This window comes from Allobosea sp. UC22_33 (assembly GCF_042700715.1).
In the GTDB taxonomy this organism is placed as follows: domain Bacteria; phylum Pseudomonadota; class Alphaproteobacteria; order Rhizobiales; family Beijerinckiaceae; genus Allobosea.
On record NZ_CP170556.1, the window covers coordinates 688,827 to 713,042 of the forward strand.

Below are 24,216 nucleotides of genomic sequence, written 5' to 3' on the forward strand. Positions count from 1 at the left end.
AGCCGTCACGCCATCGCCTCTTCCGTCAGCATCGCCTCTGCTTCCGCCAGGATCTCGTCCGCCGCCTCGCCAAAGACCGCCTCGCGCCCGATCTCGAGCATCACGGACACGCCGAGCGGCGAGACATGGTCGAGCGGCTGATGCACGATTCGGCCGCTGATCCGTGTCAGCATCTCACCAAGTCGGCGAATGTCGAGCAGGCCCGTCGCCGCATCGGCCCGCGCGGCCTTCAGCAGGATATGGTCGGGCTCGTGCCGGCGCAGCACATCGTAGACGAGGTCGGTCGAGATCGTCACTTGCCGTCCACTCTTCTCCTGTCCGGGAAAGCGCCGCTCGATCAACCCGCCGATGATGGCGCAGGAGCGGAAGGTGCGCTTCATCAGCGCCGATTCCGCCATCCAGTCTTCGAGGTCGTCGCCGAGCATGTCCTGCGCGAACAAATCGTCGAGATCGAGCGCGCCGCGCGCGATCGCGGCACTCATGTCGCCGAGCGTCCAGCAGGCCATGCCGTAATCGTTGCAGACGAAGCCGAGCGGGCGCATGCGGGCGCGCTCCAGCCGGCGCGTCAGCAGCATGCCGAGCGTCTGGTGGGCGAGGCGCCCCTCGAACGGATAGGCGGCGAGATAGAAGCGCCCGCCGCGCGGAAAGGTCTCGACCAGGAGTTCGCCGGGCTGTGGCAGCCGCGATATCCGCTTCTGTGCATGCAGCCAGGCGGAGACCTCCTCCGGTAATGTGTGCCAGAGGCCGGGCGAGGCCAGGATGGCGCGCACGCGGGCAGCGAGGAAGGTCGAGAGCGGGAACTTGCCGCCGTCATAGGACGGAATCTTCGGATCGGTGCCGGCGGCGGTGCGCGAGCAGACCGCCTCGTTCTCGACGATGCCCTCGAAGCGCAGGACTTCTCCGGCGAAGACGAAGGTGTCGCCGGACACCATCGTCTCGGCAAAGTACTCCTCGATCTCGCCGAGTACGCGCCCGCCGCGGGTGATCATGCCGGGCTGGCCGGGCTTTCCGGCGCGTGCCCGGCCGAGCCGGACCTTCAGCATCGTCGCCTCGACGATGGTGCCGACATTCATGCGGTATTGCTGGATGACGCGGGCATGGCTGGCGCGAAAGACGCCCGCCTTGTCCTGCCGGAGCTTGGCGAAGCGCTCATAGCTCTTCAGCGCATAGCCACCGGTCGCGACGAAATTGACAACGGCATCGAAATCCGCGCGCGTGAGATCGGCGTAAGGGGAGGCGGTGCGGACCTCCTCGTAGAGCGCATCCGCCTCGAACCCGTCCGAGCAGGCGACGCCGAGGACATGCTGGGCGAGCACGTCGAGCGCGCCGACGCGCGGCGGCGGCGTGTCCTGCGCGGCCTCGTGCACGGCTTCGAGCGCAGCGCGGCACTCCAGCAGCTCGAAGCGGTTGGAGGGCACCAGCAGCGCCTCCGAGGGCTCGTCCATGCGGTGGTTGGAGCGGCCGATGCGCTGGATCAGCCGGCTTGCGCCCTTGGGTGCGCCGAGATTGACGACGAGGTCGACATCGCCCCAGTCGATGCCGAGGTCGAGCGTCGCGGTGCAGACCACGGCCTTGAGCCGTCCATCCGCCATCGCTGCCTCGACCTTGCGGCGCTGCTGGGCATCGAGCGAGCCGTGATGCAGGGCGATCGGCAGGTTGTCGTCGTTCAGGTTCCACAGCGCCTGGAAGGCGAATTCCGCCTGCATCCGCGTGTTGACGAAGACCAGCGTCAGCTTGTGCGTGCGGATGGCCTCGTAGACCTCGGCCATCGCGTGCAGGGTGGTGTGGCCAGCGATCGGCAGGCGCCGCTCCGTGTCGAGGATGCCGATGCGTGGCTTCGCGCCACCAGCGACCGTGACAAGGCCTGCCGGCGTCTCGGCGCCGCCGAGATAACGTTGCAGGTCGGCCGGCTCGCGCACCGTTGCCGAGAGCCCGACGGCCGAGACCTGGGGCGCCAGCGCCTTCAGTCGCGCGAGATCGAGCGAAAGCAGGTCGCCGCGCTTGGAGGTGACCAGTGCATGCAACTCGTCGAGCACGATGCGGCGTAAGGATGAGAAGAACGGCGCGGCGTCGCGATGCGAGACCAGCAGCGCGAGCTGCTCCGGCGTCGTCAGCAGGATATCGGGCGGACGCTGGATCTGCCGCGTGCGCTTGGCGGCGGAGGTGTCGCCGGTGCGCGTCTCGATCGTGATCGGTAGCGCCATCTCGCGCACGGGCGCTTCGAGATTGCGGGCGATGTCGACGGCGAGCGCCTTCAGCGGCGAGATATAGAGCGTATGCAAACCGTCATGCCGGCCTTTCCGCTCGGCCAGTTCGACCAGCGAGGGGAGGAAGCCGGCGAGCGTCTTGCCGGCCCCGGTCGGCGCCACCAGCAGCGTCGAGCGTCCGGCGCGGGCTTCCTCCAGCAGCGCGAGCTGATGCGGCCGCACGCCCCAGCCGCGGCCAGTGAACCAGGCCTCGAAAGCGGGAGGGAGCGGGGAGGGAGCGGCCATGCCGGCCGAAGATAGGGGGTGATGAGGGAGAACGAAAGGGGAATGAAGCCATCACTTCAATCGACTGGCTCAAAGAGCCAAGCGTCGCTTCCGTCGTGCATCCAAAGCCGCTGTCGGAATGTACACCCAGTGAGGTGTAGCCCCGCCTCAAAGCCGCATCTTGGGGCTGGCCCGGCCGCGAACCCCCCTTTGCGGCCGGGTCTCTCATATGGCGATCGAGTTGGAAGGCTTTCAGTGCCGCTCCGCCACCACCAGCAGCCCCGGCACGGGCGTGCCGCGATCCTGCCGCGTGCTGGCGGGTTCGACGAGTATCGGTGTGAGCCCGGCTTCAGCGAGCCGCTCCCTCAGCCAGCTCTCCGCATGCGCAAACCGCCTGTCATCACCCACGACCACGCCGTCGCCGTCATGGCTCTGCACCGTGAAGGCCAGCAGCCCGTCCGGCTCCAGCACGCGCGCGCTCTGGGCGAAGCAGGGCGCGAGCTCGCCGAGATAGACGAAGACATCGGCCGCGACGACGAGATCGGCGGAGGCGTCCGGCCGGCTGGTCAGGAAGGCCGTGAGCCCGGCGACCGCGAGCTTGTCGTAGAGCAGCGTGCCGTCGGGCGCGAGCTTGGTCCGCGCCCGTTCGATCATGCGTGGCGAGAGATCGCAGCCGGCGATGAAGCCGCTCTGCTCATGGATCGCCTCGCCCATCAGGCCGGTGCCGCAGCCGAGATCGTAGACGATGTCGAACCGGAAGGGCCGGCCGGCGTTGCTGCAGCAACGGACCAGCGCAGCCTTCAGCAGGTCGGGCGCGTTGTATTGCAGGGTTTGCGTGAGATGGCTGTCGAAGCGGTCGGCATAGGCGTCGAACAGCGCGCCGGAGAAATTCTCCGAGGTGGCTTGTTCTGCCGGCAAAGCGCCGATGCGGGCGAGGTCGAGCCTCGCGCCGAAATGGTCGTTGGGATCGAGGTCGAGGCATTGCCGCCAGGCAGTGGCCGCGTCCTCTCGGTGGCCGAGCGCCTCCTGCGCCAGCCCGTAGAGATGCCAGGCGGCCGTGAAATGATAGGCCTGCGACAGCGTCTGGTCGAGGATATCGACAGCCGCTTGCGCGTCCCCGTCCTTCAGCGCAGCTTCGGCCCAGCCATAACGGCGGTCGAGCACGGGGTCGCCGGACGAGGCGAAATGCGTGGTCGAGCCTGTATCGGTCATACCGACCGATCTAGCCCAGGAGTGTGACGCTGGCCAGACAAAGCGCCCGCTGGCGCCCCTCCGAATTGCTGCTGCCGACGCCGGCCGGGCTCTATTGCCCACCGGCCGACATCCATATCGATCCCGTCCGCCCCGTGGGGCGGGCGCTGATCACCCACGGCCATTCCGACCATGCCCGCGCCGGTCATGGCGCCGTGCTGGCGACGCGGGAGACGCTGGCGATCATGGCCCTGCGCTATGGCGAGGGCTTTACCTGCTCGCAGCAGATCGCGGTGCCCGGCGAGAGCATTCGTATCGGAGAGGTCGATTTCACCTTCGTGCCCGCCGGTCATGTCCTCGGCTCCGCCCAGATCGCGGTCGAGAGCCGTGGGCTGCGGATCGTCGCCTCCGGCGACTACAAGCGCGAGCGCGACCCGACCTGCGCCGGCTTCGAGCCGGTGCCCTGCGATATCTTCATCACCGAGGCGACCTTTGGCCTGCCGGTCTTCCGCCATCCGCCGGCGGCGGGGGAGGTGGCCAAGCTCCTGGAATCCGTCAGGCTCTTCCCAGAGCGCACGCATATCGTCGGCGCCTATTCGCTGGGGAAGGCGCAGCGCGTCATGGCCCTGATCCGCGAGGCCGGTTACAACAGGCCGATCTATATTCATGGCGCCGTCGAGAAGATCACCGCCTTCTACGAGGCCGAGGGCATCCCGCTCGGCGAGGTCAGGCTGGTCTCGGAGACCGATCGCAAGACGCTGGGCGGCGAGATCGTCATCTGCCCGCCGAGCGCCACGCAGGACCTGTGGGCGCGCCGCTTCCCCGACCCGGTCACTGCCTTCGCTTCGGGCTGGATGCGGATCAGGGCCCGCGCACGCCAGAAGGGCGTCGAGCTCCCGCTCGTCATCTCCGACCATGCCGATTGGGACGACCTGCTCGCGACGATCAAGGAGGTTCAGGCGGGCGAGATCTGGGTGACGCATGGCGAGGCCGAGGCGCTCGTCCATTGGTGCGGAACGGCGGGGCTTAAAGCGAAGCCGCTGCATCTCGTCGGCTATGGCGACGAGGGCGAGGCCGATCCGGTCGAGGAGGCGGCCGATGCGGCGGTTTGAAAGAGCTATGGCGATGCGTCGAGTGGCATCAGAACCAAGCCGTCATTCCGGGGCGGCCCGGAGGGCCGAGCCCGGAACCCAGAACCGATGCCGGCCCAGAAAGAAGTGGTTCGATGGCAAGGTCATAACGGGAAAGCGCATCGGTTCTGGGTTCCGGGCTCATTGCTGCGCAATGCCCCGGAATGACGCTGCGGTTCCCTTGGAAGGCTGGAGCTTCAGCTTACCGCGACGCGGCGACGACCGGGCGCGACGGTGCGGCCATGCCGACCATGGCATTGGCCATGTCGCGGGCAAGGCAGTCATACCCCGCATCGCTCATATGGAAGCCGTCGGTCCAGAGCGCGGCCTTGAAGGCCTCGGCATCGCTGCGGTGCCATTCGCGCATCGCATCGTAGCGGCCGAAGACCGGCACGGCCTCGCGGCGGGCGACCTCCCCGACCGCCTCGACATATTGACCGTAGCGCTGCGGATCGCGCACCGAGGGGAAATATTGCGGATCGAGGATGGCGAGCGCCGGGCCGGCCTCGCGGACGAGCGCGATACCTTCGCCGATCATCGCCTTGAAGGCGTCGAGATCGCCGCCCTTGACGGCGTCGTTGGTGCCGACCTGCCAGATCACGATATCGTAGGGACGCGCGGCCAATGCGGCCTTCAAACGGGCGAGCGTCTGCGGGGCGGTTTCGCCGCCGATTCCGGCATTGACGATCTCGACCTTGGACTTCGGCCAGGCCTTGCCGAGCAGCGCCTGGAGGCGGGCGGGATAAGTCTTGTCCTTGGCGCTGGCGCCGATGCCTTCGGTCGAGGACGAGCCAATGGCGAGGATCGTCAGGGTCTGGCCCTGCGAGACCTTGGTGGAAAGCGGCGCAAGAGCACTGTTCGAGCGCACGATTGGCGTCTCGCGGCAGGAGAAGCTCGCCGCCTGCGCGGGGGCTCCGGCCGATACCATTGCAGCGATGACAGGCAAGGCAAGGAACCGCATCGCGGCACGCATCGGCATGTCTCTCCTGACTACTCCACTGCCGTTAAGGTTTGCTTCATGAACGGTATCTGAACGATGCGCTGCAGCACGAACGAACGAGCAGGGTGTGGCGCGGAGGCGACAGGATGAATCGCTTCGCCTGGCTGCTCGACCGCCTCGCTTATGAGCCCCGCCGCAACGCCAAGATCGCGCTGATCGCGGACTATCTGCGCACGACGCCCGATCCCGATCGCGGCTATGCGCTGGCGGCGATGACCGGCGGGCTGGTCTTCCGCAACGCCAAGGCCGGGCTGATCCGCGCGCTGATCGCGGAGCGCGCCGACCCGGTGCTCTTTGCGCTGTCCTACGACTATGTCGGCGATCTCTCCGAGACCGTCGCGCTGATGTGGCCGGCCCGGCACGGCGCCAATGCGGTGCCACATCTGCCGGAGGTGGTCGAGAGCCTGCGCGAAGCCGGCAAGACCGATCTGCCGCGCCTCGTCGCCGGCTGGCTCGATGCGCTCGACGAGACCGGCCGCTGGGCCTTGCTCAAGCTCATCACCGGGTCCTTGCGCATCGGCGTCTCGGCCCGGCTCGCCAAGACGGCGGCCGCCAGTATCGGCGGCGTGCCGCCTGACGAGGTCGAGCAGGTCTGGCACGGGCTGGAGCCGCCCTATGCCGAGCTCTTCGCCTGGCTGGAGGGCAAGGGCGCCCGGCCCGAGGCGCGCGATCCCGCACCGTTCCGCCCTGTCATGCTCTCGCACCCGATCGAGGACGGCGATTTCGACAAGCTCGACCCGGCCGAATTCTCAGCCGAATGGAAATGGGACGGCATCCGCGTTCAGGCGGTGAGCGGGCGCAAGCCCGACGGCACCCGCGTGACCCGTCTCTATTCCCGCACCGGCGAGGACATCGCGGGCGCCTTCCCCGATCTCGTCGAGCAACTGACGATCGACGGCGCGCTCGACGGCGAATTGCTGGTGATGCGCGAGAGCGCGGTCCAGAGCTTCAATACGCTGCAGCAAAGGCTCAACCGCAAGACCGTCACGGCGAAGATGCTGGGCGAATTCCCCGCCCATATCCGCGTCTACGACCTGCTCGTCGATGGCGAGGAGGATATCCGGCATCTGCCTCTGGAAGAGCGGCGCCAGCGGCTGGAGGCCTTCCTGTCGCGGCTGTCCAGCATCCGTTTCGATCTCTCGCCGGTGATCCCCTTCGCGTCCTGGGATGAATTGACGGCGGCCCGCGCCGATCCGGCCGGGGCCGGGGCGGGCGCCGATGCGGAAGCGGTCGAGGGCTGCATGATCAAGCGCCGCGATTCGCCCTATCTGCCCGGGCGACCCAAGGGCTATTGGTGGAAATGGAAGCGCGATGCCCGGCTCGTCGACTGCGTGCTGATGTACGCCCAGCGCGGCCACGGCAAGCGCTCCTCCTTCTATTCCGATTACACCTTCGGCGTCTGGCGCGTGGGCGAGGATGGCGGGCAGGAACTCGTCCCGGTCGGCAAGGCCTATTTCGGCTTCACCGACGAGGAACTGATCGAGATCGACAGATATGTCCGCAAGAACACGTTCAACCGCTTCGGCCCGGTGCGCGAGGTCACGCATGAGGCGGAAGCCGGCCTGGTCTTCGAGGTGGCCTTCGAGGGTTTGCAGCGCTCGACCCGGCATAAATCCGGCCTCGCCATGCGTTTCCCCCGGATCAACCGCATCCGCTGGGACAAGCCGCCACGCGAGGCCGACCATATCGAGGTGCTCGAAGCGCTGTTGCCGACCAATGGTTGAACCGGAATGGGTTGCAGCCTTGCGCTTGCAATGCTTGTGATGCGCGGTCGGCCTGAGGCAAAATGTCCGGGTGGGACGAATGCATCGGCTCGAAGCGGGTAACCCGGCTTCGGGCGGGGGCGATGCAGGCTTTAAGGAGTGGGGCGATGAGCAAGCAGCCTTCGACGCGGATCGTCATCGCGGACGATCATCCGCTGTTTCGCGGGGCGCTGCGCCAGGCCGTGTCGAGCGCGCTCGGCGGGGCCGATGTCAGCGAAGTCGGCTCGCTGGAAGCCCTGACCGAGGCGCTGGCCAGCGGCGGCGATGCCGATCTCGTCCTGCTCGATCTGACCATGCCGGGTGTCCAGGGCTTTTCGGGCCTGCTCTTCCTGCGCGCCGACCATCCCGAGATCCCGGTGATCGTCGTCTCGGCCAATGACGATCCGGCGGTGATTCGCCGCTGCATCGAATTTGGCGCCCTCGGCTTCCTGCCTAAGACGGCGGATGTGGCGCAGATGGGCGAGGCGATCCGCGCCGTGCTCGACGGCGGCGTCTGGACACCGCCCGGCGTCGACCTCTCCGCCCCGGTCGATGCCGAGATCGCCGACATGGTCCGCCGCATGTCGACGCTGACGCCGCAGCAGGTGCGCGTGCTGATGATGCTGTCGGAGGGGCTTCTCAACAAGCAGATCGCCTATGAACTCGGCGTCTCCGAGGCGACGGTGAAAGCCCATGTCTCGGCGATCCTGACCAAGCTCGACGTCGACAGCCGCACGCAGGCCGTGATCGCCGCCTCCAAGATCGCCGGCACCGCCTGGGCGACGGCGGGGGCCAGCGCGACGGCCTGACGGTCGCCCGTTCACACCCCGTTCAAGCGCCGCCTGTTTCAGGTTAAGACAGCGCGGAGGCGCCTCGGATCGGCATGGGGCGCAACAGGATGACGATTGCTTTCATGGAACGGTTTCTCGGCGGCTCGCCTCTCAGCGTCCTCGTCCGCCTGATCTTCATTTCGCTGCTCGTCGGCGCAGCGCTGGCTTTCCTGGGCCTGTCCCCGCAGAGTCTCTACGAGGCTGCGGCGCGCTTCCTGCGCTCGATCACCGGGCTCGGCTTCGGCGCGATCCGCGAGGTCGGCCAATGGGTCATTGCCGGCGCGCTGATCGTCGTGCCGCTCTGGCTGCTGATGCGGCTTTTCGCGGCGCGGAAGTAATTCACCCGAACCACGTCGTCATTCCGGGGCGCCCGAAGGGCGAGCCCGGAACCCAGAACCGATGCCCTTCATAAAGAAGGCACGGACGGCCGGTTGCTTCTCCTGTTAACCGCATCGGTTCTGGGTTCCGGGCTCTTCGCTTCGCGAAGCCCCGGAATGACGCCGTGGTTCTTGAGCTTTAAAGCCCTTCGCCGCGCGCGATCGCCGCTGCGTCGCGCCCGATCAGGGCGGTGAGGCGCGTCAGGCCGGCGCGGCGCGCCCGCGTGGCGAGGCCGGTCTTGATCTCCTTCGCCAGCCCCGGTCCCTTGAACACCATCGCCGAATAGAACTGCACCAGCGTCGCGCCGGCGCGAATCTTGGCGAAGGCCGTCTCGACGGAATCGACGCCGCCGACGCCGATCAGCGGAAACTGCCCTTCGACGCGCAGGAAGGCCTCGGCCAGGATGCGGGTCGAGGCGGTGAAGAGCGGTTTGCCGGAAAGCCCGCCCGTCTCGGCCTTGCTGGCGCTGCGCAGGCTGTCCGGGCGCGCGATCGTGGTGTTCGAGACGATCAGCCCGTCGATCCCGCGCTTGCGGGCGACGGCGATCATGCCGTCGAGCTCGGGTATCGTCAGGTCCGGCGCGATCTTGATCAGGATCGGTGTGCGCTGGCCAACGGTCGCGACCTCGTCCCGCGCCGCGAGCGTGCGCGCCACGAGATCGTCGAGCGCGCTTTCCGCCTGCAGGTCGCGCAGGCCGGGCGTGTTCGGTGAGGAGACGTTGATCGTCAGGAAATCCGCCAGCGGGGCGAGCCGGCGCGCCAGCGTGGCGTAGTCGGCGGCGCGGTCGGCCGATTCCTTGTTGGCGCCGAGATTGACGCCGACGAGCCCATTGCGGCGCAGGCGGGACCCGAGCCGCTTGGCCACGGCCTCCATGCCCTCGCTGTTGAGGCCGTAGCGGTTGATGACGGCCTCGTCCTCCAGCAGGCGGAACACGCGCGGGCGCGGGTTGCCGGGCTGCGGCAGCGGCGTCACGCCGCCGACCTCGACGAAGCCGAAGCCGAGCCCCAGCGCGCCATCGACCGCCTCGGCATTCTTGTCGAAGCCGGCCGCAAGCCCGACCGGGTTGGAGAAGGACAGCCCGAACGCCTCGGTGGCGAGCACCGGATCGTCCGCGCCGGGCTTCAAGGCAGGCGCCGTAGCGAGCGCGGTGACGGTCAGGCGATGCGCCGTCTCCGCATCCATGCGGTGGATCAGAGGCCGGGCGAGGTTGAACAGGCCGCCGATCATGCGAGCGTCTCCGGTAGAATATGGCTGCCGTCGGTCTTCAGCGGCATGGGGGCGATCCAGCGGACGACCTTCGGATCGAGCGGGGCGTAAAGATGCGGGAACAGGGCGCCGCCGCGCGAGGGCTCGTAGCGCAGCTCTGGATTGAGGCGCCCGTCGTCGATTGCGATGAGCAGGAGCCCGTCCTGCCCGGCGAAATGCTTCGCCGCGGTCTCGGCGACCTGCGCAGCCGTGGAGAAATGGATATAGCCGTCGGCGAGGTCGACGGGCGCGCCGTCGAAGCGGCCCTGGGCCTCGGCTTCCGACCAGAGCGCGGCAGGGCATATCTTGTAGATCAGGGGCACCGGAGGTCTCGCGCGCGGATGTCGGCAACGGCTTAAACGCTGGCAGGAGGATTCCGCAAGCCGTTGTCCGATTGTGGCGAGATTCGGATTGAAATCTTATACGATAGGGGATATTTCCTATCTCCAATCCCCGCCGAACGGCAAGAGCGAAGCGAGGTCCTCAGCGATGCTGTCACATGACCAGATCTGGGGGGCGATCGACACGCTCGCCCAGCGCTATGGCTTCACTGCCTCTGGGCTGGCGCGCAAGGCCGGGCTCGACGCGACGACCTTCAACCGCTCCAAGCGCGTCGCTCCCGACGGGCGCGAGCGCTGGCCCTCGACCGAATCGATCTCGAAGATCCTGGCCGCGACCGGCGCCTCCTTCGACGAGTTCATGAGCGTGGTGCTGCGGCGCGAGCCGGCGCCGGCGCGCACGATTCCCTTGATCGGCTTCGCCCAGGCGGGTTCCGGCGGCTTCTTCGACGATGGCGGCTTTCCGGCCGGCACAGGCTGGGAGGAGGTCGCCTTTCCCGGCGTCGCCGACGAGAAGGCCTATGCGCTGGAGATATCAGGCGATTCGATGCTGCCGCTCTATCGCGATGGCGACACCATCATCGTCTCGCCGACCGCGACGGTCCGGCGCGGCGACCGGGTCGTGGTCAAGACGGTTGAGGGCGAGGTGCTGGCCAAGCAGCTCAGGCGCCAGACCGCCAAGACGGTCGAGCTCGCCTCGCTCAATCCCGAGCATGCCGACCGTGTCCTGAACCTCGCCGAGATCGCCTTCATGGCGCGGGTGATCTGGGCGAGCCAGTAGGCGCTTCGCCGGCCGTCAGTGTCCGTTGGCGCGCCGCGCCGGCAGCATGACGGCGAAGACAGCGCCGACCTCGGATGTTTCGAGCGTGATCGAGCCGCCATGGAGCCGGACCAGCTCGGCCGCGACCGCGAGGCCGAGCCCGGTCCCGCCGGGCGTCACCGAGCCCCGGAAGGCCTGGAACAGGTTGGCCCGCGCCCGCTCCGGCACGCCCGGGCCGTTGTCGATGATGCGCAGGGCGACCGAGCCGTTCTCCGGCCCGGCCGTCACCGTCAGCACCGGCAGGTCGCCGGCATCCGCCCCCGCCCGCGTCAGCGCCTGGACCGCGTTGCGCATCAGGTTGGTCAGCACACGGGCCATCTGGTCGGGGTCGCAGGGCGCCGACAATTCGGGCGGAACGCGGTTCTCGAAACGCGGCTGCTTGCCGTCGCCGAGGCCGAGCATCTCTGCCTGCTCGGCGACGAGCTGGCGCAATGGGACGTCGCGGATCGCGGGCGTCGCCTCGGCCGCGCGGCCATAGGCGAGGGTGGCCTGGCAGAAATCGATGGCGCGGCCGAGCGTCGCGATCAGGCGCGGCGCGAAGCGGCGGATCTTGACGTCGCGGGTCTCGATCAATTGGTCGGACATGAGCTGCGCCGCCGCCAGCATGTTGCGCAGGTCGTGGTTGATCTTGGAGACGGCGAGGCCGAGCTCGGCGAGGTGCTTCTTGGTGCGCAATTCGTCGGCGAGCGTCCCTTGCATGCGGGCAAGCGCGCGTTCCGCTTCGCCGATCTCGTCGGCGCGCAGCGAAGGCTCGATGATTCGTCGCGGGTTTTCCGGATCGGCCTCGAATTCCATGACATTGGCGGCCAGATGCCGGATCGGCCCGATGATCAGCGCATTGAGCGCGATATAGACGGCAAGCGCGGTGAGCCCGGTCAGCAGCAGCGAGATCAGCAGCAGGCTCCAGGAGAATTTCAGCATCGCCCGGCGCAACGGCGCCTCGTCGATGACGATCTCGACGAAATCGGCGCCGCCGACAGCCTCGCCGACCACGCGGATCGGCATGGTTGCGGGCGAGACGAGCACGGCCAGGGCCTCGTTGATCGCGCTCATCCAACTCAGGTTGCGCAGATCGACCGAACGCGAGACCTCCGGCGGCGGCATCGAATCGAGGCTGAGCAGGCGCCGCGCGCCGCCGACGCGCGCCGCGATCGCGCGCGCACCGACGCCCATCAGCAGGCGGTTCTCGCTGCCCTCGGGCAGGCCGTCCTCGGGGGCGCCTTCCAGCACCAGCGCCGCGACCTGTGCGGCGGCGATCCGGTCATGCAGCCAGTTGCGTCGGAAATTCGCGATGGAGGGCAGGTAGATCAGCACCTCCGCCAGCATGACGAAGAGCACGGTGACGAGCAGCAGCTTGGCCGAGAGGCCGAGGCGCGTGAGGCCGCGCGGCTGGCTGACCGACAAGGCTGACTTGGGTGCATGCATCGTCGGTGATCTTAGCCGAAACGACGCAGAAAGCCGATGATGCGGCGCAAGCCCGGCCGCGTCGTCAAAGCCGCATGGAAGGACAGCGCAGCACGGCGCGAGGCATCGGAGCGGCTGATGGCGGGCAGCGGCACGCCGGCGACATCGCCGATGCTGAGCCCGGCCCGCATCGCGATGCACCAGGGCGCGATCTGCTCGCCTGCATCCTCGCCGACAATGGTGACGCCGAGGATGCGGCCTTTGCGATCGACGATCGCCTTGACGAAGCCTTCGGTCTCTCCGGCCGCTTGGGCTGCGGCATTCTCCGAAAATGGCCAGCGCAGCACCCGGATAGCCCCGGCTGCTTTCCGGGCCTCTGCCTCCGAATGTCCGATCGAGGCGACCTGCGGCTGGCTCCAGGCGACGCGCGGCTCGCTTCCCGGATCGATCTTTTTCGGCTGGCGGAACAGGATGCTGCGCAGCAGGAGCCCGACATGGTCGTCGCCGGCACGAGCTCCAGGGGCAGTCGCCGCGCCGCCGGCACAGGCTCCCAGGGCATGGACGCGGCGGTTGCTCGTCCGCAGGCTCCTGTCGACGGCGATGCCCGAGGCGTCCCAGCGAATGCCGGCGAGATCGAGGTCGAGATTGCCGATTTCGGGTCGGCGCGGGCCGCAGACAAGAAGATGCGAGCCCTCGATCGTCGTTTCCCCCGAAGCGGTGGCGAGGACGAGGCGAAGCCCGGACCGGCCGCGCTCGGCGCGTAAGGGGGCACTGCCTTCATGCAGCTCCAGTCCCTCGCGCAGCAACCGGCGCCGCAGGATCATCGCGGCTTCGGCGTCGTGACCTGCCAGCAAACCCTCGGGGGCAATGAGGGGCGCGGCGTGGCCGATACGGCGCAGGGCCTGGGCCAGCGCGGCGCCCGCGCCGCCGATGACGATCGGCCGTTCGGGTAGTCGGGAGAGACCTGCAAGGTCGGCCTCATGAACAACCGGTACGGATTCGAGCCCGGGTATCGCAGGCGAGGCGACGCGTGCGCCGGTGGCGATGACGAAGCGGCGCGCCTTGATCGGACGCCCGTCGGCCGTGACCGTGCTGCGGCTGGTGAAACGCGCTTCGCCCCGGATGACGGTGATGCCGAGCGTGGCCAGCCGCTCGGCGGAGTGATTCGCCCGGTCGGTCGCCAATGCACGCTGGACATGGTCGTGGATCAGAGCCGGGTTCGGCTGCGGTTCGGTCGCCGCGAGGCCGAAACGGCCGGCATCGCGCAGCGCCTGCGCGCGGGCTCCGATCTCGATCAGCGCGCGGCTGGCAAGCGGCCCGCTGTCCCCACCGATGACATCCCGCTCGATCAGCACGACGGGGACGCCGAAGGCTGCCGCGGCGATCGCCAGCGCAACGCCGTTTCCGCCCGCGCCGATGACGCAGATATCGGGTGTCAACGCGGCTGGTTTCGCCGCCTTGGCCGTGCCGTCGCTCACCGGATGTCCCGTTTCGCTCGCTTCACCATCGCTGATGCGTTGCCGGGCCGGCGGAATCAAGGCCGTTGCGCAGCCGTTCCCGCATTAAAGAGAAAGGCCCGCCCGCTCAGGCGACGCTGCGGTTGCCGTTCTGGCCCTTGATGCTGGCCAGCGCCTCCGGGCGGCCGAACAGGAAGCCCTGGGCGCGATGGGCGCCGAGCAGTTGCACGGCGATGCGCTGCTGCTCCGTCTCGATGCCTTCGACCACGACGTTCATCTGCAGGCGGCGCGCCAATTGGCAGACCGCCTCGATGACGGCCTTCGAGGCTTCGTTGGTATGGACCTCGCGCGAGAAGCTTTGATCGATCTTCACCTGCGCGAACGGATAGGTCGAGAGATAGGCGAGCGACGAATAGCCGGTCCCGAAATCGTCGAGCGCGAAGGTCACGCCCAGCGCCCGCAATTCGTCGAGCACCGAAAGCGCCAGCTTGTCGTCCTCGATCAGCAGCGATTCCGTGACTTCGAGCATCAGGCGCCGCGATTCGAGATGCGAGGCGAGGAGCGCTTCCTTGACCGTCTCGACGATCCGGCGCGGCTCGCGGAACTGCAGGGGCGAGACGTTGACGGAGACGCCGATGCCCGGCTCCCAGCTCGCCGCATCCCGGCAGGCCTGGCGGATCGCCCAGTCGCCCATGCCGGCGATCAGGCCGGACTGCTCGGCGATCGGGATGAAGACGCCGGGCGGCACCATGCCGCGGGTCGGGTGGCGCCAGCGCATCAGCGCCTCGCGCGACACGATTTTCTGGGTCTTCAGGTCGATGATCGGCTGATAGTAGAGCTCGAGCGTGCCGTCGGCGCAGGCCTTGCGCAGATCGACCTCGATCTCGTGCCGTTCCATCATCTCCTCGGCCATGGCCGGGTTGAAGAACATCAGCGTGTTCCGGCCGGCGGACTTCGCCTTGTAAAGCGCCGTATCGGCATGGCGCAGCAGGTCGGCCGGGTTGGCGCCGTCGAGCGGGGCCATCGCGATGCCGATGCTGGCGGTCACGTAGACGGTCTTGCCGTCGACATCGAAGGCCGGCGCCATCACGTCGATCATCCGCTGGGCGATGGCCGTGACGACGACATGGTCGGAGGATGGCAGGATCAGCAGGAACTCGTCGCCACCGAAGCGCGCGAGCATGTCGTTGCTGCGGATCGCGCTGCGCAGGCGGCTCGCGGTCTCCATCAGCACATGGTCGCCGATATCGTGGCCGAGGCTGTCATTGACCTGCTTGAAGCCGTCGAGATCGAGATAGAGCAGCGCGAAGCCATCGCCCGTGCGCTCCAGCTTGGCGAAGACCTCCGTGATCTGGGTGGTGTATTCGAAGCGGTTCGCAAGCCCGGTCAATTCGTCGAAGCGCGCCATCTGCTCGATGCGCGCCTCCGTCGCCTTGCGCTCGGTGGCGTCCTCGGTGAGCATCAGGATGCCGCCTTCGGCGGCGGGCGCGAGCGTCACGACGAGGACGAGCCCGCTGCGCGTCACCAGTTCACGGCTGGTGGCCTGCTGGGTGGCCTGCACCTCGGTCAGCGCCGTCCGGATGTCGCGGAGTTGCTCCTGGCTGATCACCTGTCGCTCCACCAGGAAGCGCGCGATCGCCGTCAGCGGCGTGCCGGGCAGGGCGAGCGTCTCCGGCAGGCCGTAGAGCGTGCTGTGCGGTGCGTTGCTGACCGCGAGCTTGAGGCTGCGGTCGAACATCGCCAGCCCGTCGATCATGGTGTTGAGCGCGGCGTCGAGTGTCAGGTTCTGCGAATGGAGGGCGGAGGCGAGCGCCTTGGACTGCTTGTTGGCGTCGCTGAGTGCGAGCAGGTTCCGGTGCAGCGAGTTGGTGATCGCGATATTGGCCGCCACGTAGAGGAAGGCGAAATAGCCGATATAGCGATAATAGGGATTATGGGCGCCGATCAGGCCGATCGCCATCGGGATGCAGAAGGTCAGGAGCTGCACCGCGACGAATTTCGGCCGCCCGGCATTGCGCGCGACATAGCCCGAGGCGAGAGCGATGGTCGAGGCGACCGAGGTGATATGCGCGGCGGGGTCGTCGGTCTGGACCAGCGCGACATAGCAGCTATAGCCGAGCACGGCGCTGAACACGGTCGCGCCGAGGAAATAGTCGCGGTCCCAGCGACGGGTCTCCGCATAGCTGTCATGGGCGTGGTTGCGCCGACGGTAGGCCACCACCGTCATGATGCGCAGGACGACGATGAGCGTCACCAGGATGGTGAGGCTCATGAAGATGTCCATGCCGGTCGAAACCCAGCAGAGGAACGGCGTCAGGATCCCGGCGATGCCGCCGGGAATGATCGAGGCCGGCGAGGAAAACAGCGAACTGACCAGCAGCGTATAGCCGGTCAGGTCGATATCCTCGCCCTGCTCGCGCCCGCCAGCCGTCATCAGTCGCTTGAGCGCGCCTGCCATCTACTCCCGCCTTTGCCGCCCCAAGCGGCGCGACGCGTGACATCCACACGTCGCGCATCATGCCGGAGGGTTGTACGAGAGCAGAGGTAAATGCTTCGTGTGGTTTTCCGACGCGCGCCGGGCATCGGGGAAGGCGGGCGCGTTGCCCGCCTCCGGTCAGATCGGAGCGAGGTGGCGCTGGTAGACCCGCGCCAGCATCCGGTCCTGGGTCTGGGCGATGCGCTGCAGCTTCGAGATCGCGCTCGGGCTGAGGCGCAACATGCAATTCGTCCAGATCTCGCCGAGATGGCCGAGCTCTTCGCGCAGGTCGCCGGAGCGACGGTTGAAGGCCGAGAACAGCGCTGTCTTGGCCGCATGGATCGGCAGCGAGTCGGCGCAGTATTTGCGGATCCAGCTCTCGCCCGTGCCGGTCGGGACCACCGCCTCGAGACCGCCCGCCGCCATGAACTCCTGCGCGCTCATCTCCTCGCCGGAGAGCAGCATCTGCTCGGCCGCGCGCTGGCCCATGCGCCGCGACAGGATCGCCACCGCCGTGATCGGGAAGTGGTTGAACTTGATCTCCGGGTAGACGAACGAGGCCTGTTCCTCGGCGATCATCACGTTGCATGAGCGCGGCGCATCGATGCCGCCGCCGATCGCCTTGGCATGGATCGTCGAGAGCGTCACCACGAGGCCGTTGAGGCCGCCGGAATTCCAGATCGCGCCTTCCGCCGAAAGCCTGGCGTATTCCGCCAGCGAGGCGCGGTCGTTCTTGGCCAGGCAATCCAGGTAGAAATCGAGATCGCCGCCGAGCGTGAAGAACGGCCCCGTGCCGCGGAAGGCGAGGAAGCGCACCGGCGCGCGGTGATACTGGTCCGGCGCGCCCCACAGCGCCACGATCGCGCTCTGGATCTTCACCAGGCTGTCGAGCAGCTGCAGCGTGAAGACGGGCTTCAGCTCCGGCCGGATCGTGACCCAGAGCGTCTTGATGTCCGGCTCATAGGCGATCTCCACCTCCGGCAAGAAGCCTGTCTTGTAGCGGATCGCATCGATGACTTCGCAACTCTCGAGCAGGGTCGGCGCGAGGCTCCCGGCTCCCAACTTCAAGGACTGCAACATGACGCTACCCCCGGAACTCCTTGATGCCGGCAGGGTAAACGAGCTTAACGAAGTGTAAACGAAATCTCCCAGAAATGGTTAATAGCATTAAGCTTTTTTGGATGACGCAGCGTCATGCGGCGCATTCTGGGACGCCTTGGCCGCTGGTCGAGCAAGAGCCGCACCACTGTCATGCGAACGAAAATTTCGCGGCGGAGCCTGATCTTGGAAACAAACGGGCAGCGCTGCGGTTTGCGGGAGAAGGATCATGCCCCGAGCGGAAAGCGGGGCCGCAGGCTGGCTCGCTCCGGCACGCTGCTGGCCCGTCATGGGGCAGGCCCGGGCGGTGATCGACGGTGCTTGTCCACCGGCGGCTGTGGGTCTAACGATATCGCCGCGAATTCGCCGCGTTCCCGCGTTCAAACACCCCATGCCGAGCTGATGCCGTGACCCGCCAGACAGCCGAGGACGAGAAGCAGGCGCGCCTTGCCGCCGCGCTCCGCGAGAACCTGAAGCGCCGCAAGGCCCAGGCTCGCGCTCGCCGTTCGGACGAGGCGCAAACGCGTGAGCCGGAGCCGCCCTCTCAGGCCGATACCTCCCGGACCTGAATTTCCTTATTCTCCCATGCGCCGCCGGCCTTGTGCCCGGCCGGCCGAGCAGGACCCGACGATGGACAAGATCCGCATCACCGGCGGCCAGCGCCTCAATGGCGCCATTCCGATTTCAGGCGCGAAGAACGCCGCCTTGCCGCTGATGATCGCGAGCCTGCTGACGGACGAGACGCTGACGCTGACCAACGTCCCGCGCCTGTCGGACGTGACCGCGCTCTCGCGCATTCTGTCCAACCAGGGCGTCGACCGCACGGTGGCCGGCAAGCGCATCGGCCAGTCGGCCGAGACCGGCCAGACCATCTCGATGACGGCCCGCCAGATCGTCGACACCTGCGCGCCCTATGAGCTGGTCTCGACCATGCGGGCGAGCTTCTGGGTGATCGCGCCGATCCTCGCCCGCATGGGCGAGGCCAAGGTCTCGCTGCCGGGTGGCTGCGCCATCGGCACGCGCCCGGTCGACCTGCTGCTCATGGCGCTGGAGAAGCTGGGCGCCGAGATCGTGATCGAGAACGGCTATGCGCTGGCCCGCGCCCCCAAGGGACTGAAGGGCGGCGAGATCGTCTTCCCGAAGGTCACGGTCGGCGGCACCCATACCGCGCTGATGGCCGCCGTGCTGGCGCAGGGCACCACGGTGATCGAGAACGCGGCCTGCGAGCCGGAGGTCACCGATCTCGCCGCCTGCCTCGTCAAGATGGGTGCCAAGATCGAGGGTGCCGGGACTCCGCGCATCGTGGTGACGGGCGTGGCGCGCCTTGGTGGCGCGCACCATGCCGTCCTGCCGGATCGCATCGAGGCCGGCACCTATGCGATGGCTGTGGCGATGACCGGCGGCGACGTATTGCTTGAGGGCGCCCGGCCGGAGCTGCTGCAATCGGCGCTCGACGTGCTGACCAGGGCCGGCGTCGAGATCGACTCGACCAATGAAGGCATCCGCGTGCGCCGCAACGGCCGCGGCCTTGAGGCGGTCGATGTCGATACCGACCCCTTCCCGGGCTTCCCGACCGACCTGCAGGCGCAGTTCATGGCGCTGATGACCCGGGCCAAGGGCACCTCGCGCATTCGCGAGACCATTTTCGAGAACCGCTTCATGCATGTGCAGGAGCTCGCCCGCCTCGGCGCGAAGATCCGGCTGGACGGCGACGTCGCCCATGTCGAGGGCGTCGAGAAGCTGACCGGCGCGCCGGTGATGGCGACGGATCTGCGCGCCTCGGTCTCGCTGGTCATCGGTGGTCTCGCCGCCGAAGGCGATACCACGATCAACCGCGTCTACCATCTCGATCGCGGCTTCGAGGCGCTGGAAGCCAAGCTCAGCCGCTGCGGCGCACTGGTGGAACGCATCAGCAGTTGATTCTCTGCTGTTGATTTTCCGGGGGCGGCTCGTCAGAACAAGACCATGTCAGACGATGCCGCCGACCCGCTCAAGCTCATCGCGCTCGATGCGGATGACCTCGCGATTGTCTCAGCCCATCTCCAGGATGCGGTGCTGAAGGCGGCCGACCTCGTCTATCTCCCGCGCGAGCAGCGCTTCGCGCTCGCATTGCGCCGCTTCGATTGGGAAGGCGCCCAGCGCGGCCAGCGCCGGCGGCGCCTGACCGCGCTGCATTTCGATCGCGTCCAGGCCGTGCGCAGCGCCAAGCTCGACAAGAACGATCCCGACAAGGTCCTCAACCTCCTCGCCGTTACTTTCGACCTGGGCGAGGACCCGGCCGGGGAAGTGACGCTGCACTTCTCGGAAGGGGCGGCGATCCGCCTTTCGGTCGAATGCATCGAGGCCCAGATGAAGGATCTCGGCCCGGTCTGGGAAGCCGTGGCGACCCCCGGCCATCCCGACGGCGCCTGAACGCTGCCGGCGCCTCGACGCTTTTCGGCCAGTCACCGCTTCAACCTTCGGCACCCTTCGTCTAAGAACGCGCCGTCATCCCGGACAAGCCGCAAAGCGGCGCCGATCCGGGATCCATCGAAGGGCGTTGCGCTCCATGATCGATTCCGGGTCTTCGCTGCGCTACGCCCGGAATGACGACCGAGAGTTCGGATTTCCTGAGGATACCCATGCCCATCAGGCTCGACGACAGGGATGCCGGCTTCACTGAGGGCTTCGCGGCGCTGCTCTCCGCCAAGCGCGAGGTCTCCGAGGAGGTCGATCGCATCGCTGCCGACATCATCGCCGATGTCCGCGCGAAGGGCGACGCAGCGCTGATCGACTATACCTCCCGCTTCGACGCACTCGACCTGACGCCTGAGACCTTGCGCGTCTCCGAAGCCGAGATCGATGCGGCCGTCGCGGCCTGCTCGCCCGAATTGCTGGCGGCGCTGGAGACGGCGCGCGAGCGCATCGAGACCTATCACCGCCGCCAGAAGCCGGCCGATTCCTGGGTCGTGGATGCGGCTGGCGTCGGCGCCGGCTGGCGCTGGAGCGCGATCGAGGCCGTCGGGCTCTATGTGCCCGGCGGCACCGCGAGCTACCCGTCCTCCGTGCTGATGAACGCCATCCCAGCGAAGGTCGCCGGCGTGCCGCGCATCGTCATGGTCGCGCCGACGCCGCGCGGTGAGACCAATCCGCTCGTGCTCGCGGCCTCCCGGCTCGCCGGCGTCGACGAGGTCTACCGGATCGGCGGCGCGCAGGCCGTCGCCGCGCTGGCCTACGGCACCGCCACGATCGCGCCGGTCGCCAAGATCGTCGGTCCCGGCAATGCCTATGTCGCCGCTGCCAAGCGTCGAGTCTTCGGCCAGGTCGGCATCGACATGATCGCGGGCCCCTCCGAGGTGCTGGTGATCGCCGACCGCAGCGCCAATCCAGACTGGATCGCCGCCGACCTGCTGGCGCAGGCCGAGCATGACGTCTCCGCCCAGTCGATCCTGATGACCGACGATGCCGCGCTCGCCACCGAAGTCGAGAAGGCGGTCACGGTGCAGCTCGCGACGCTGCCGCGCGCCGAAATCGCCGGCAGGAGCTGGCAGGAGTTTGGCGCGATCCTGCTCGTCGCGGATCTCGAAGCCGCCGTGCCGCTGGTCGACCGCCTCGCGCCCGAGCATCTCGAGATCATGACGGCCGATCCGGACCGGCTCGCGGGGCTGATCCGCAATGCCGGCGCGATTTTCCTCGGCGGCCATACGCCGGAGGCGATCGGCGACTATGTCGGTGGCCCCAACCATGTCCTGCCGACGGCGCGCTCGGCCCGCTTCTCGTCGGGTCTCGGCGTCGGCGATTTCATGAAGCGGACCTCGCTGCTGAAATGCGGCCCTGAGGGCCTGCGCGCGCTTGCTTCCGCCGCGACGCAATTGGCTGAGGCAGAGGGCTTGCAGGCGCACGGCCGATCCGTGACGATCAGACTCAATCTTTGAGCGTTGTCCGACGGGCGGCGCCACGGCCGGAGGAGCGATGTCCGACGTCTCGACTGCCACGAACCAGCGCCTGGTCGGCCTGACCCTCGACGAGAACTCCCTCGGCCGGGGCACGCCCGATCAGGAGCACGAGCGCGCCGTCGCCATCTACGACCTGATCGAGCGCAACAGCTTCGTCATCCCCGAGCATGATGGCGGGCCGTACATGGCGCATCTCGCCATGGTCGAGCGGCGCCTCGTCTTCGAGATCAAGGCGGCGGATGGTGCGCCGGTGGTGACGCATCATCTCTCGCTCAGTCCGTTCCGACGCATCATCAAGGACTACGAGATGGTCTGCGACAGCTACTATGCAGCGATTCGGACCTCGACCCCGTCGCAGATCGAGGCGATCGACATGGGCCGGCGCGGCCTGCATGACGAGGCTGCCGGCATTCTGGCGGAACGGCTGGCGAACAAGGTCGAGGTCGATTTCGACACGGCGCGCCGCCTCTTCACGCTGATCTACGCCCTGCACTGGAAGGGCTGACGCGCTTGGAGCCCCCGCGCAAGGTACAAAGCGTGCTCTTCATGTGCGCGATGAATGCCGTGCGCTCGCCCATGGCCGAGGCCCTGGCCAAGCACTTCTTCGGCAAATCGATCTATGTCCAGTCGGCCGGTGCCCGGAAGGGGGAGCTCGACGGTTTCGTGTCGACCGTACTTGACGAGATCGGCATCGATCTCAGCAAGCACAAGCCGAAATCGATCGAGGAGCTGGAGGAGTGGGAAGGGCTCAATTTCGACCTGATCATCACGCTTTCGCCGGAAGCGCATCATAAGGCTCTCGACCTGACGCGGACCCACGCCGCCGAGGTGGAATACTGGCCGACCGTCGATCCCACCGTGTTTCAGGGCTCGCGCGAGCAGAAGCTCGACGCCTATCGCGACGTCCGCGACGGCCTGATGAAGCGGATCAAGCAGCGGCTGCAGAGCTGAGTACGCTCACCGCACCAGCACCGCCCCGCCGCAGCGCACGCCGCTGACCCAGCTATCGGCCTGGCCGAGCCCGATGCCGAGCGTGCCGAGCACGCCGTTCAGGATCTGGTCGAGCGGCGTCGCTGCATTGGCGATCACGCCGCTGACCAGCCCGTCCAGACCGGGCAGGCCGAGGCCGAGCCCCAGAGCCTCCACGCGCAACTCCAGGTCACCGACCAGCCGCCCCAGCAGGGTGGCGACGAAATTCTGGGTCGAGGTCGTCTTCTTGTCGCTGCGCTGGATTTCCGGATAGCTGAAGCTGACGGCGGCCTCGGAGAGATTGGTCATCGTCACATGGGCGCGGCCCGTGACCTTGGCGAGTCCGGCGGCGTTGACGAGGGTCGCGGCGGGCGGGTTCGGCGCCCTGCTGAAATTGTTGAACTCCGCCATCGAGACCTGTCCGATCCAGGCATCGACCACGGCGGGCGTGACGCCCAGCGTGACCCGCGAGGTCGAAACGTCGCCGGGCGAGCATTGGATGCCGGTGAGCCGGGCCGTCGCGGCGGCGAGTTCGAGATAGAGTGGCAGCCTGACCAGTGAGGCCGCACCGGAGCCGACGAGGTCGACGGTCAGCAAAAGCCGCGTCTGTGCGGTATGGACGCTGGATCCGGCACGCCCGACCCGCACGAGGCTGGTGCCGATCGGGCGTTCGCCGATGCCGAGCTTGAGCGAGACGGCGGCGACCCCCGGCAGATTCAGATTGAGGCCCACATCGATCTGGCGATTGCCATTGGCGATCTGGGCAACCGCGGAGACGATGTCGAGCGCCGAGAGCGAGGCCGCGAGCGGCTTGGGCCCGGAGAGCGGCTTGTCGCCGGCCGGCCCGAAGGAGATCAGCGAGCCGAGCTTGACCGGCAGGTTGCTCACTGATGCGGTCGCGAGCCGGCCGAGCGCTGCGGTGGCGGTGCCGCTGCGCGTATCATGGTCGCGGGAGGCGTCGACGATGGCTGCGAGCACGTCGCCGAGGCGGGCATCGGCCTTCAGCACGTCGTCATAGGTCGCGGCCGTCAGGTTGAGGCGGGTGGCCAGGCGCTTCGAGAAATCGAACAGGTCGACCCGTGCCTTGATCAGGGCGTCGTAATCCATGACGGAGAGCGACACGCCGCCCCCGAGCAGGCCGCCCAGCAGACTGTTGAGCAGGCCGCCATCGAGCTTGAGCAGGCGGGAGCCGACGGCGAACGAGGCCTGGGCATCCTGGAAGGCGATGGCGCTGGAGCCGATCGGCACGTCACCGCTGGCGAGGCTCGCAACGGTTGGTGCGCTGCCCGGCGGGCGCGGGGTGGTGCTCGGCGCTTGCGCAGCCGCGGATGAGGTCAGCGCGCGGCCGAGCAGCAGCGGCGCCGTGGTCCGCATGTCGATCCTGACGGCATTCGCAACCGAGGCCGCGCTCGGAACGAACCTCGCTCCGGGAGCCAGCTTCGGGTCGGGCGTATACACGCCGGTCTGCAGCGTCTGGATCGCATTGCCTGGAAAGCCGTTCTGGATGGTGCTGGACTGGGCCGCGGCCCTTGCCCGCGGCAGATCGCTCGCGGCTGCGAGAACGGCGAGGTCGTTGGCGGTCTGGAGTTTGCGTTTCTCGTAGAAGAAGTTGCCGACATCGACGGCCAGGGCGCCGAAGCCGAACAGGAGCGTGGCGGAGACGGCGAAGAGGATCGCGGTGCCGCCTCGCTGATCCCCGACGAAGTTCCTGAGCCTGAGCATGCGTGCCCCC

Annotated in this window: 21 protein-coding genes; 11 read left to right on the forward strand and 10 right to left on the reverse strand. The window is 67.7% G+C overall.

The features are described from left to right. Positions 1-5: 5 nt before the first annotated feature. A complete protein-coding gene (locus ACFJGT_RS03235) occupies positions 6-2,492 on the reverse strand; it encodes a ligase-associated DNA damage response DEXH box helicase (RefSeq protein ID WP_377845821.1) in 2,487 nt (828 codons plus the stop codon). A gap of 231 nt (positions 2,493-2,723) precedes the next feature. Then, positions 2,724-3,683 (reverse strand): methyltransferase domain-containing protein, encoded by a 960-nt coding sequence (locus tag ACFJGT_RS03240; RefSeq protein ID WP_377845824.1) that lies wholly within the window; start codon positions 3,681-3,683, stop codon positions 2,724-2,726. Between the two features lie 29 nt (positions 3,684-3,712). On the opposite strand from ACFJGT_RS03240, the gene ACFJGT_RS03245 reads away from it, so the two are divergent. Next, positions 3,713-4,774, forward strand: a complete 1,062-nt coding sequence (locus ACFJGT_RS03245) for a ligase-associated DNA damage response exonuclease (RefSeq protein ID WP_377848908.1) — start codon at positions 3,713-3,715, stop codon at positions 4,772-4,774. Between the two features lie 220 nt (positions 4,775-4,994). On the opposite strand, the gene ACFJGT_RS03250 is transcribed toward ACFJGT_RS03245, so the two are convergent. Next, positions 4,995-5,771, reverse strand: coding sequence for an SGNH/GDSL hydrolase family protein (locus ACFJGT_RS03250; RefSeq protein WP_377845827.1), 777 nt, complete (start codon positions 5,769-5,771; stop codon positions 4,995-4,997). Between the two features lie 107 nt (positions 5,772-5,878). Here ACFJGT_RS03250 and ACFJGT_RS03255 point away from each other — a divergent pair, with 107 nt between their 5' ends. From ACFJGT_RS03255 to ACFJGT_RS03265, 3 genes are all read left to right on the forward strand, one after another. Beyond that, complete coding sequence (locus ACFJGT_RS03255) at positions 5,879-7,516, forward strand: cisplatin damage response ATP-dependent DNA ligase (protein ID WP_377845829.1); 1,638 nt, start codon at positions 5,879-5,881, stop codon at positions 7,514-7,516. 146 nt (positions 7,517-7,662) lie between these two features. Continuing rightward, positions 7,663-8,343, forward strand: coding sequence for a response regulator transcription factor (locus ACFJGT_RS03260; RefSeq protein ID WP_199089256.1), 681 nt, complete (start codon positions 7,663-7,665; stop codon positions 8,341-8,343). 104 nt (positions 8,344-8,447) lie between these two features. Continuing rightward, a complete protein-coding gene (locus tag ACFJGT_RS03265) occupies positions 8,448-8,702 on the forward strand; it encodes a DUF6460 domain-containing protein (RefSeq protein ID WP_377845831.1) in 255 nt (84 codons plus the stop codon). A 178-nt stretch (positions 8,703-8,880) separates the two neighbouring features. Here the strand turns inward: ACFJGT_RS03265 and ACFJGT_RS03270 are convergent, their stop codons facing one another. Then, positions 8,881-9,969 (reverse strand): quinone-dependent dihydroorotate dehydrogenase, encoded by a 1,089-nt coding sequence (locus ACFJGT_RS03270; RefSeq protein ID WP_377845833.1) that lies wholly within the window; start codon positions 9,967-9,969, stop codon positions 8,881-8,883. Beyond that, entirely contained in the window at positions 9,966-10,310 is a 345-nt protein-coding gene (locus ACFJGT_RS03275) for a DUF952 domain-containing protein (RefSeq protein WP_377845835.1), read from the reverse strand. Before ACFJGT_RS03275 ends, ACFJGT_RS03270 begins: the two co-directional genes overlap by 4 nt. A 166-nt stretch (positions 10,311-10,476) precedes the next feature. Between ACFJGT_RS03275 and ACFJGT_RS03280 the strand changes: the two genes are divergently transcribed. Beyond that, complete coding sequence (locus ACFJGT_RS03280; protein WP_377845837.1) at positions 10,477-11,106, forward strand: helix-turn-helix transcriptional regulator; 630 nt, start codon at positions 10,477-10,479, stop codon at positions 11,104-11,106. A gap of 15 nt (positions 11,107-11,121) precedes the next feature. Here ACFJGT_RS03280 and ACFJGT_RS03285 read toward each other — a convergent pair whose 3' ends face one another. The 4 genes from ACFJGT_RS03285 to ACFJGT_RS03300 all read right to left on the reverse strand — a co-directional run bounded on the left by ACFJGT_RS03285 (position 11,122) and on the right by ACFJGT_RS03300 (position 17,562). After that, positions 11,122-12,570 (reverse strand): sensor histidine kinase, encoded by a 1,449-nt coding sequence (locus ACFJGT_RS03285; RefSeq protein WP_377845840.1) that lies wholly within the window; start codon positions 12,568-12,570, stop codon positions 11,122-11,124. Positions 12,571-12,581: 11 nt separating this feature from the next. Continuing rightward, entirely contained in the window at positions 12,582-14,027 is a 1,446-nt protein-coding gene (locus tag ACFJGT_RS03290) for an FAD-dependent oxidoreductase (RefSeq protein WP_377845842.1), read from the reverse strand. 106 nt (positions 14,028-14,133) lie between these two features. Further along, a complete protein-coding gene (locus tag ACFJGT_RS03295; RefSeq protein WP_377845844.1) occupies positions 14,134-16,464 on the reverse strand; it encodes a putative bifunctional diguanylate cyclase/phosphodiesterase in 2,331 nt (776 codons plus the stop codon). 156 nt (positions 16,465-16,620) lie between these two features. After that, positions 16,621-17,562: an enoyl-CoA hydratase-related protein gene (locus ACFJGT_RS03300; protein WP_377845846.1), complete on the reverse strand. Its 942-nt coding sequence runs from the start codon at positions 17,560-17,562 to the stop codon at positions 16,621-16,623. Positions 17,563-17,987: 425 nt separating this feature from the next. On the opposite strand from ACFJGT_RS03300, the gene ACFJGT_RS03305 reads away from it, so the two are divergent. From ACFJGT_RS03305 to ACFJGT_RS03330, 6 genes are all read left to right on the forward strand, one after another. Continuing rightward, positions 17,988-18,149: a hypothetical protein gene (locus ACFJGT_RS03305; RefSeq protein WP_265058095.1), complete on the forward strand. Its 162-nt coding sequence runs from the start codon at positions 17,988-17,990 to the stop codon at positions 18,147-18,149. 61 nt (positions 18,150-18,210) lie between these two features. Next, complete coding sequence (murA, locus tag ACFJGT_RS03310) at positions 18,211-19,500, forward strand: UDP-N-acetylglucosamine 1-carboxyvinyltransferase (protein WP_377845849.1); 1,290 nt, start codon at positions 18,211-18,213, stop codon at positions 19,498-19,500. A gap of 45 nt (positions 19,501-19,545) precedes the next feature. Next, positions 19,546-19,992 (forward strand): DUF2948 family protein, encoded by a 447-nt coding sequence (locus ACFJGT_RS03315; protein ID WP_377845851.1) that lies wholly within the window; start codon positions 19,546-19,548, stop codon positions 19,990-19,992. A 209-nt stretch (positions 19,993-20,201) separates the two neighbouring features. Next, the gene (gene hisD, locus ACFJGT_RS03320) at positions 20,202-21,494 is read left to right on the forward strand and encodes a histidinol dehydrogenase (protein WP_377845853.1); all 1,293 of its coding nucleotides are present in this window, start codon (positions 20,202-20,204) and stop codon (positions 21,492-21,494) included. A 37-nt stretch (positions 21,495-21,531) separates the two neighbouring features. Further along, entirely contained in the window at positions 21,532-22,020 is a 489-nt protein-coding gene (locus ACFJGT_RS03325) for a UPF0262 family protein (protein WP_377845855.1), read from the forward strand. A gap of 41 nt (positions 22,021-22,061) precedes the next feature. Further along, positions 22,062-22,466, forward strand: coding sequence for a low molecular weight phosphatase family protein (locus ACFJGT_RS03330; RefSeq protein ID WP_377848909.1), 405 nt, complete (start codon positions 22,062-22,064; stop codon positions 22,464-22,466). A gap of 6 nt (positions 22,467-22,472) precedes the next feature. On the opposite strand, the gene ACFJGT_RS03335 is transcribed toward ACFJGT_RS03330, so the two are convergent. Further along, positions 22,473-24,206 (reverse strand): pilus assembly protein TadG-related protein, encoded by a 1,734-nt coding sequence (locus tag ACFJGT_RS03335; protein WP_377845858.1) that lies wholly within the window; start codon positions 24,204-24,206, stop codon positions 22,473-22,475. Between the last annotated feature and the right edge of the window lie 10 nt (positions 24,207-24,216).

Excerpts from the sequence above, each read along its gene's own strand:
- ACFJGT_RS03285 (WP_377845840.1), bottom strand. The coding sequence starts at position 12,570 with ATGCATGCACCCAAGTCAGCCTTGTCGGTCAGCCAGCCGCGCGGCCTC.
- ACFJGT_RS03330 (WP_377848909.1), top strand. The coding sequence starts at position 22,062 with ATGTGCGCGATGAATGCCGTGCGCTCGCCCATGGCCGAGGCCCTGGCC.
- ACFJGT_RS03300 (WP_377845846.1), bottom strand. The coding sequence starts at position 17,562 with ATGTTGCAGTCCTTGAAGTTGGGAGCCGGGAGCCTCGCGCCGACCCTG.
- ACFJGT_RS03260 (WP_199089256.1), top strand. The coding sequence starts at position 7,663 with ATGAGCAAGCAGCCTTCGACGCGGATCGTCATCGCGGACGATCATCCG.
- ACFJGT_RS03335 (WP_377845858.1), bottom strand. The coding sequence starts at position 24,206 with ATGCTCAGGCTCAGGAACTTCGTCGGGGATCAGCGAGGCGGCACCGCG.
- hisD (WP_377845853.1), top strand. The coding sequence starts at position 20,202 with ATGCCCATCAGGCTCGACGACAGGGATGCCGGCTTCACTGAGGGCTTC.
- ACFJGT_RS03295 (WP_377845844.1), bottom strand. The coding sequence starts at position 16,464 with ATGGCAGGCGCGCTCAAGCGACTGATGACGGCTGGCGGGCGCGAGCAG.
- ACFJGT_RS03235 (WP_377845821.1), bottom strand. The coding sequence starts at position 2,492 with ATGGCCGCTCCCTCCCCGCTCCCTCCCGCTTTCGAGGCCTGGTTCACT.
- ACFJGT_RS03240 (WP_377845824.1), bottom strand. The coding sequence starts at position 3,683 with ATGACCGATACAGGCTCGACCACGCATTTCGCCTCGTCCGGCGACCCC.
- ACFJGT_RS03325 (WP_377845855.1), top strand. The coding sequence starts at position 21,532 with ATGTCCGACGTCTCGACTGCCACGAACCAGCGCCTGGTCGGCCTGACC.
- ACFJGT_RS03280 (WP_377845837.1), top strand. The coding sequence starts at position 10,477 with ATGCTGTCACATGACCAGATCTGGGGGGCGATCGACACGCTCGCCCAG.
- ACFJGT_RS03270 (WP_377845833.1), bottom strand. The coding sequence starts at position 9,969 with ATGATCGGCGGCCTGTTCAACCTCGCCCGGCCTCTGATCCACCGCATG.
- murA (WP_377845849.1), top strand. The coding sequence starts at position 18,211 with ATGGACAAGATCCGCATCACCGGCGGCCAGCGCCTCAATGGCGCCATT.
- ACFJGT_RS03265 (WP_377845831.1), top strand. The coding sequence starts at position 8,448 with ATGGAACGGTTTCTCGGCGGCTCGCCTCTCAGCGTCCTCGTCCGCCTG.
- ACFJGT_RS03255 (WP_377845829.1), top strand. The coding sequence starts at position 5,879 with ATGAATCGCTTCGCCTGGCTGCTCGACCGCCTCGCTTATGAGCCCCGC.
- ACFJGT_RS03315 (WP_377845851.1), top strand. The coding sequence starts at position 19,546 with ATGTCAGACGATGCCGCCGACCCGCTCAAGCTCATCGCGCTCGATGCG.
- ACFJGT_RS03250 (WP_377845827.1), bottom strand. The coding sequence starts at position 5,771 with ATGCCGATGCGTGCCGCGATGCGGTTCCTTGCCTTGCCTGTCATCGCT.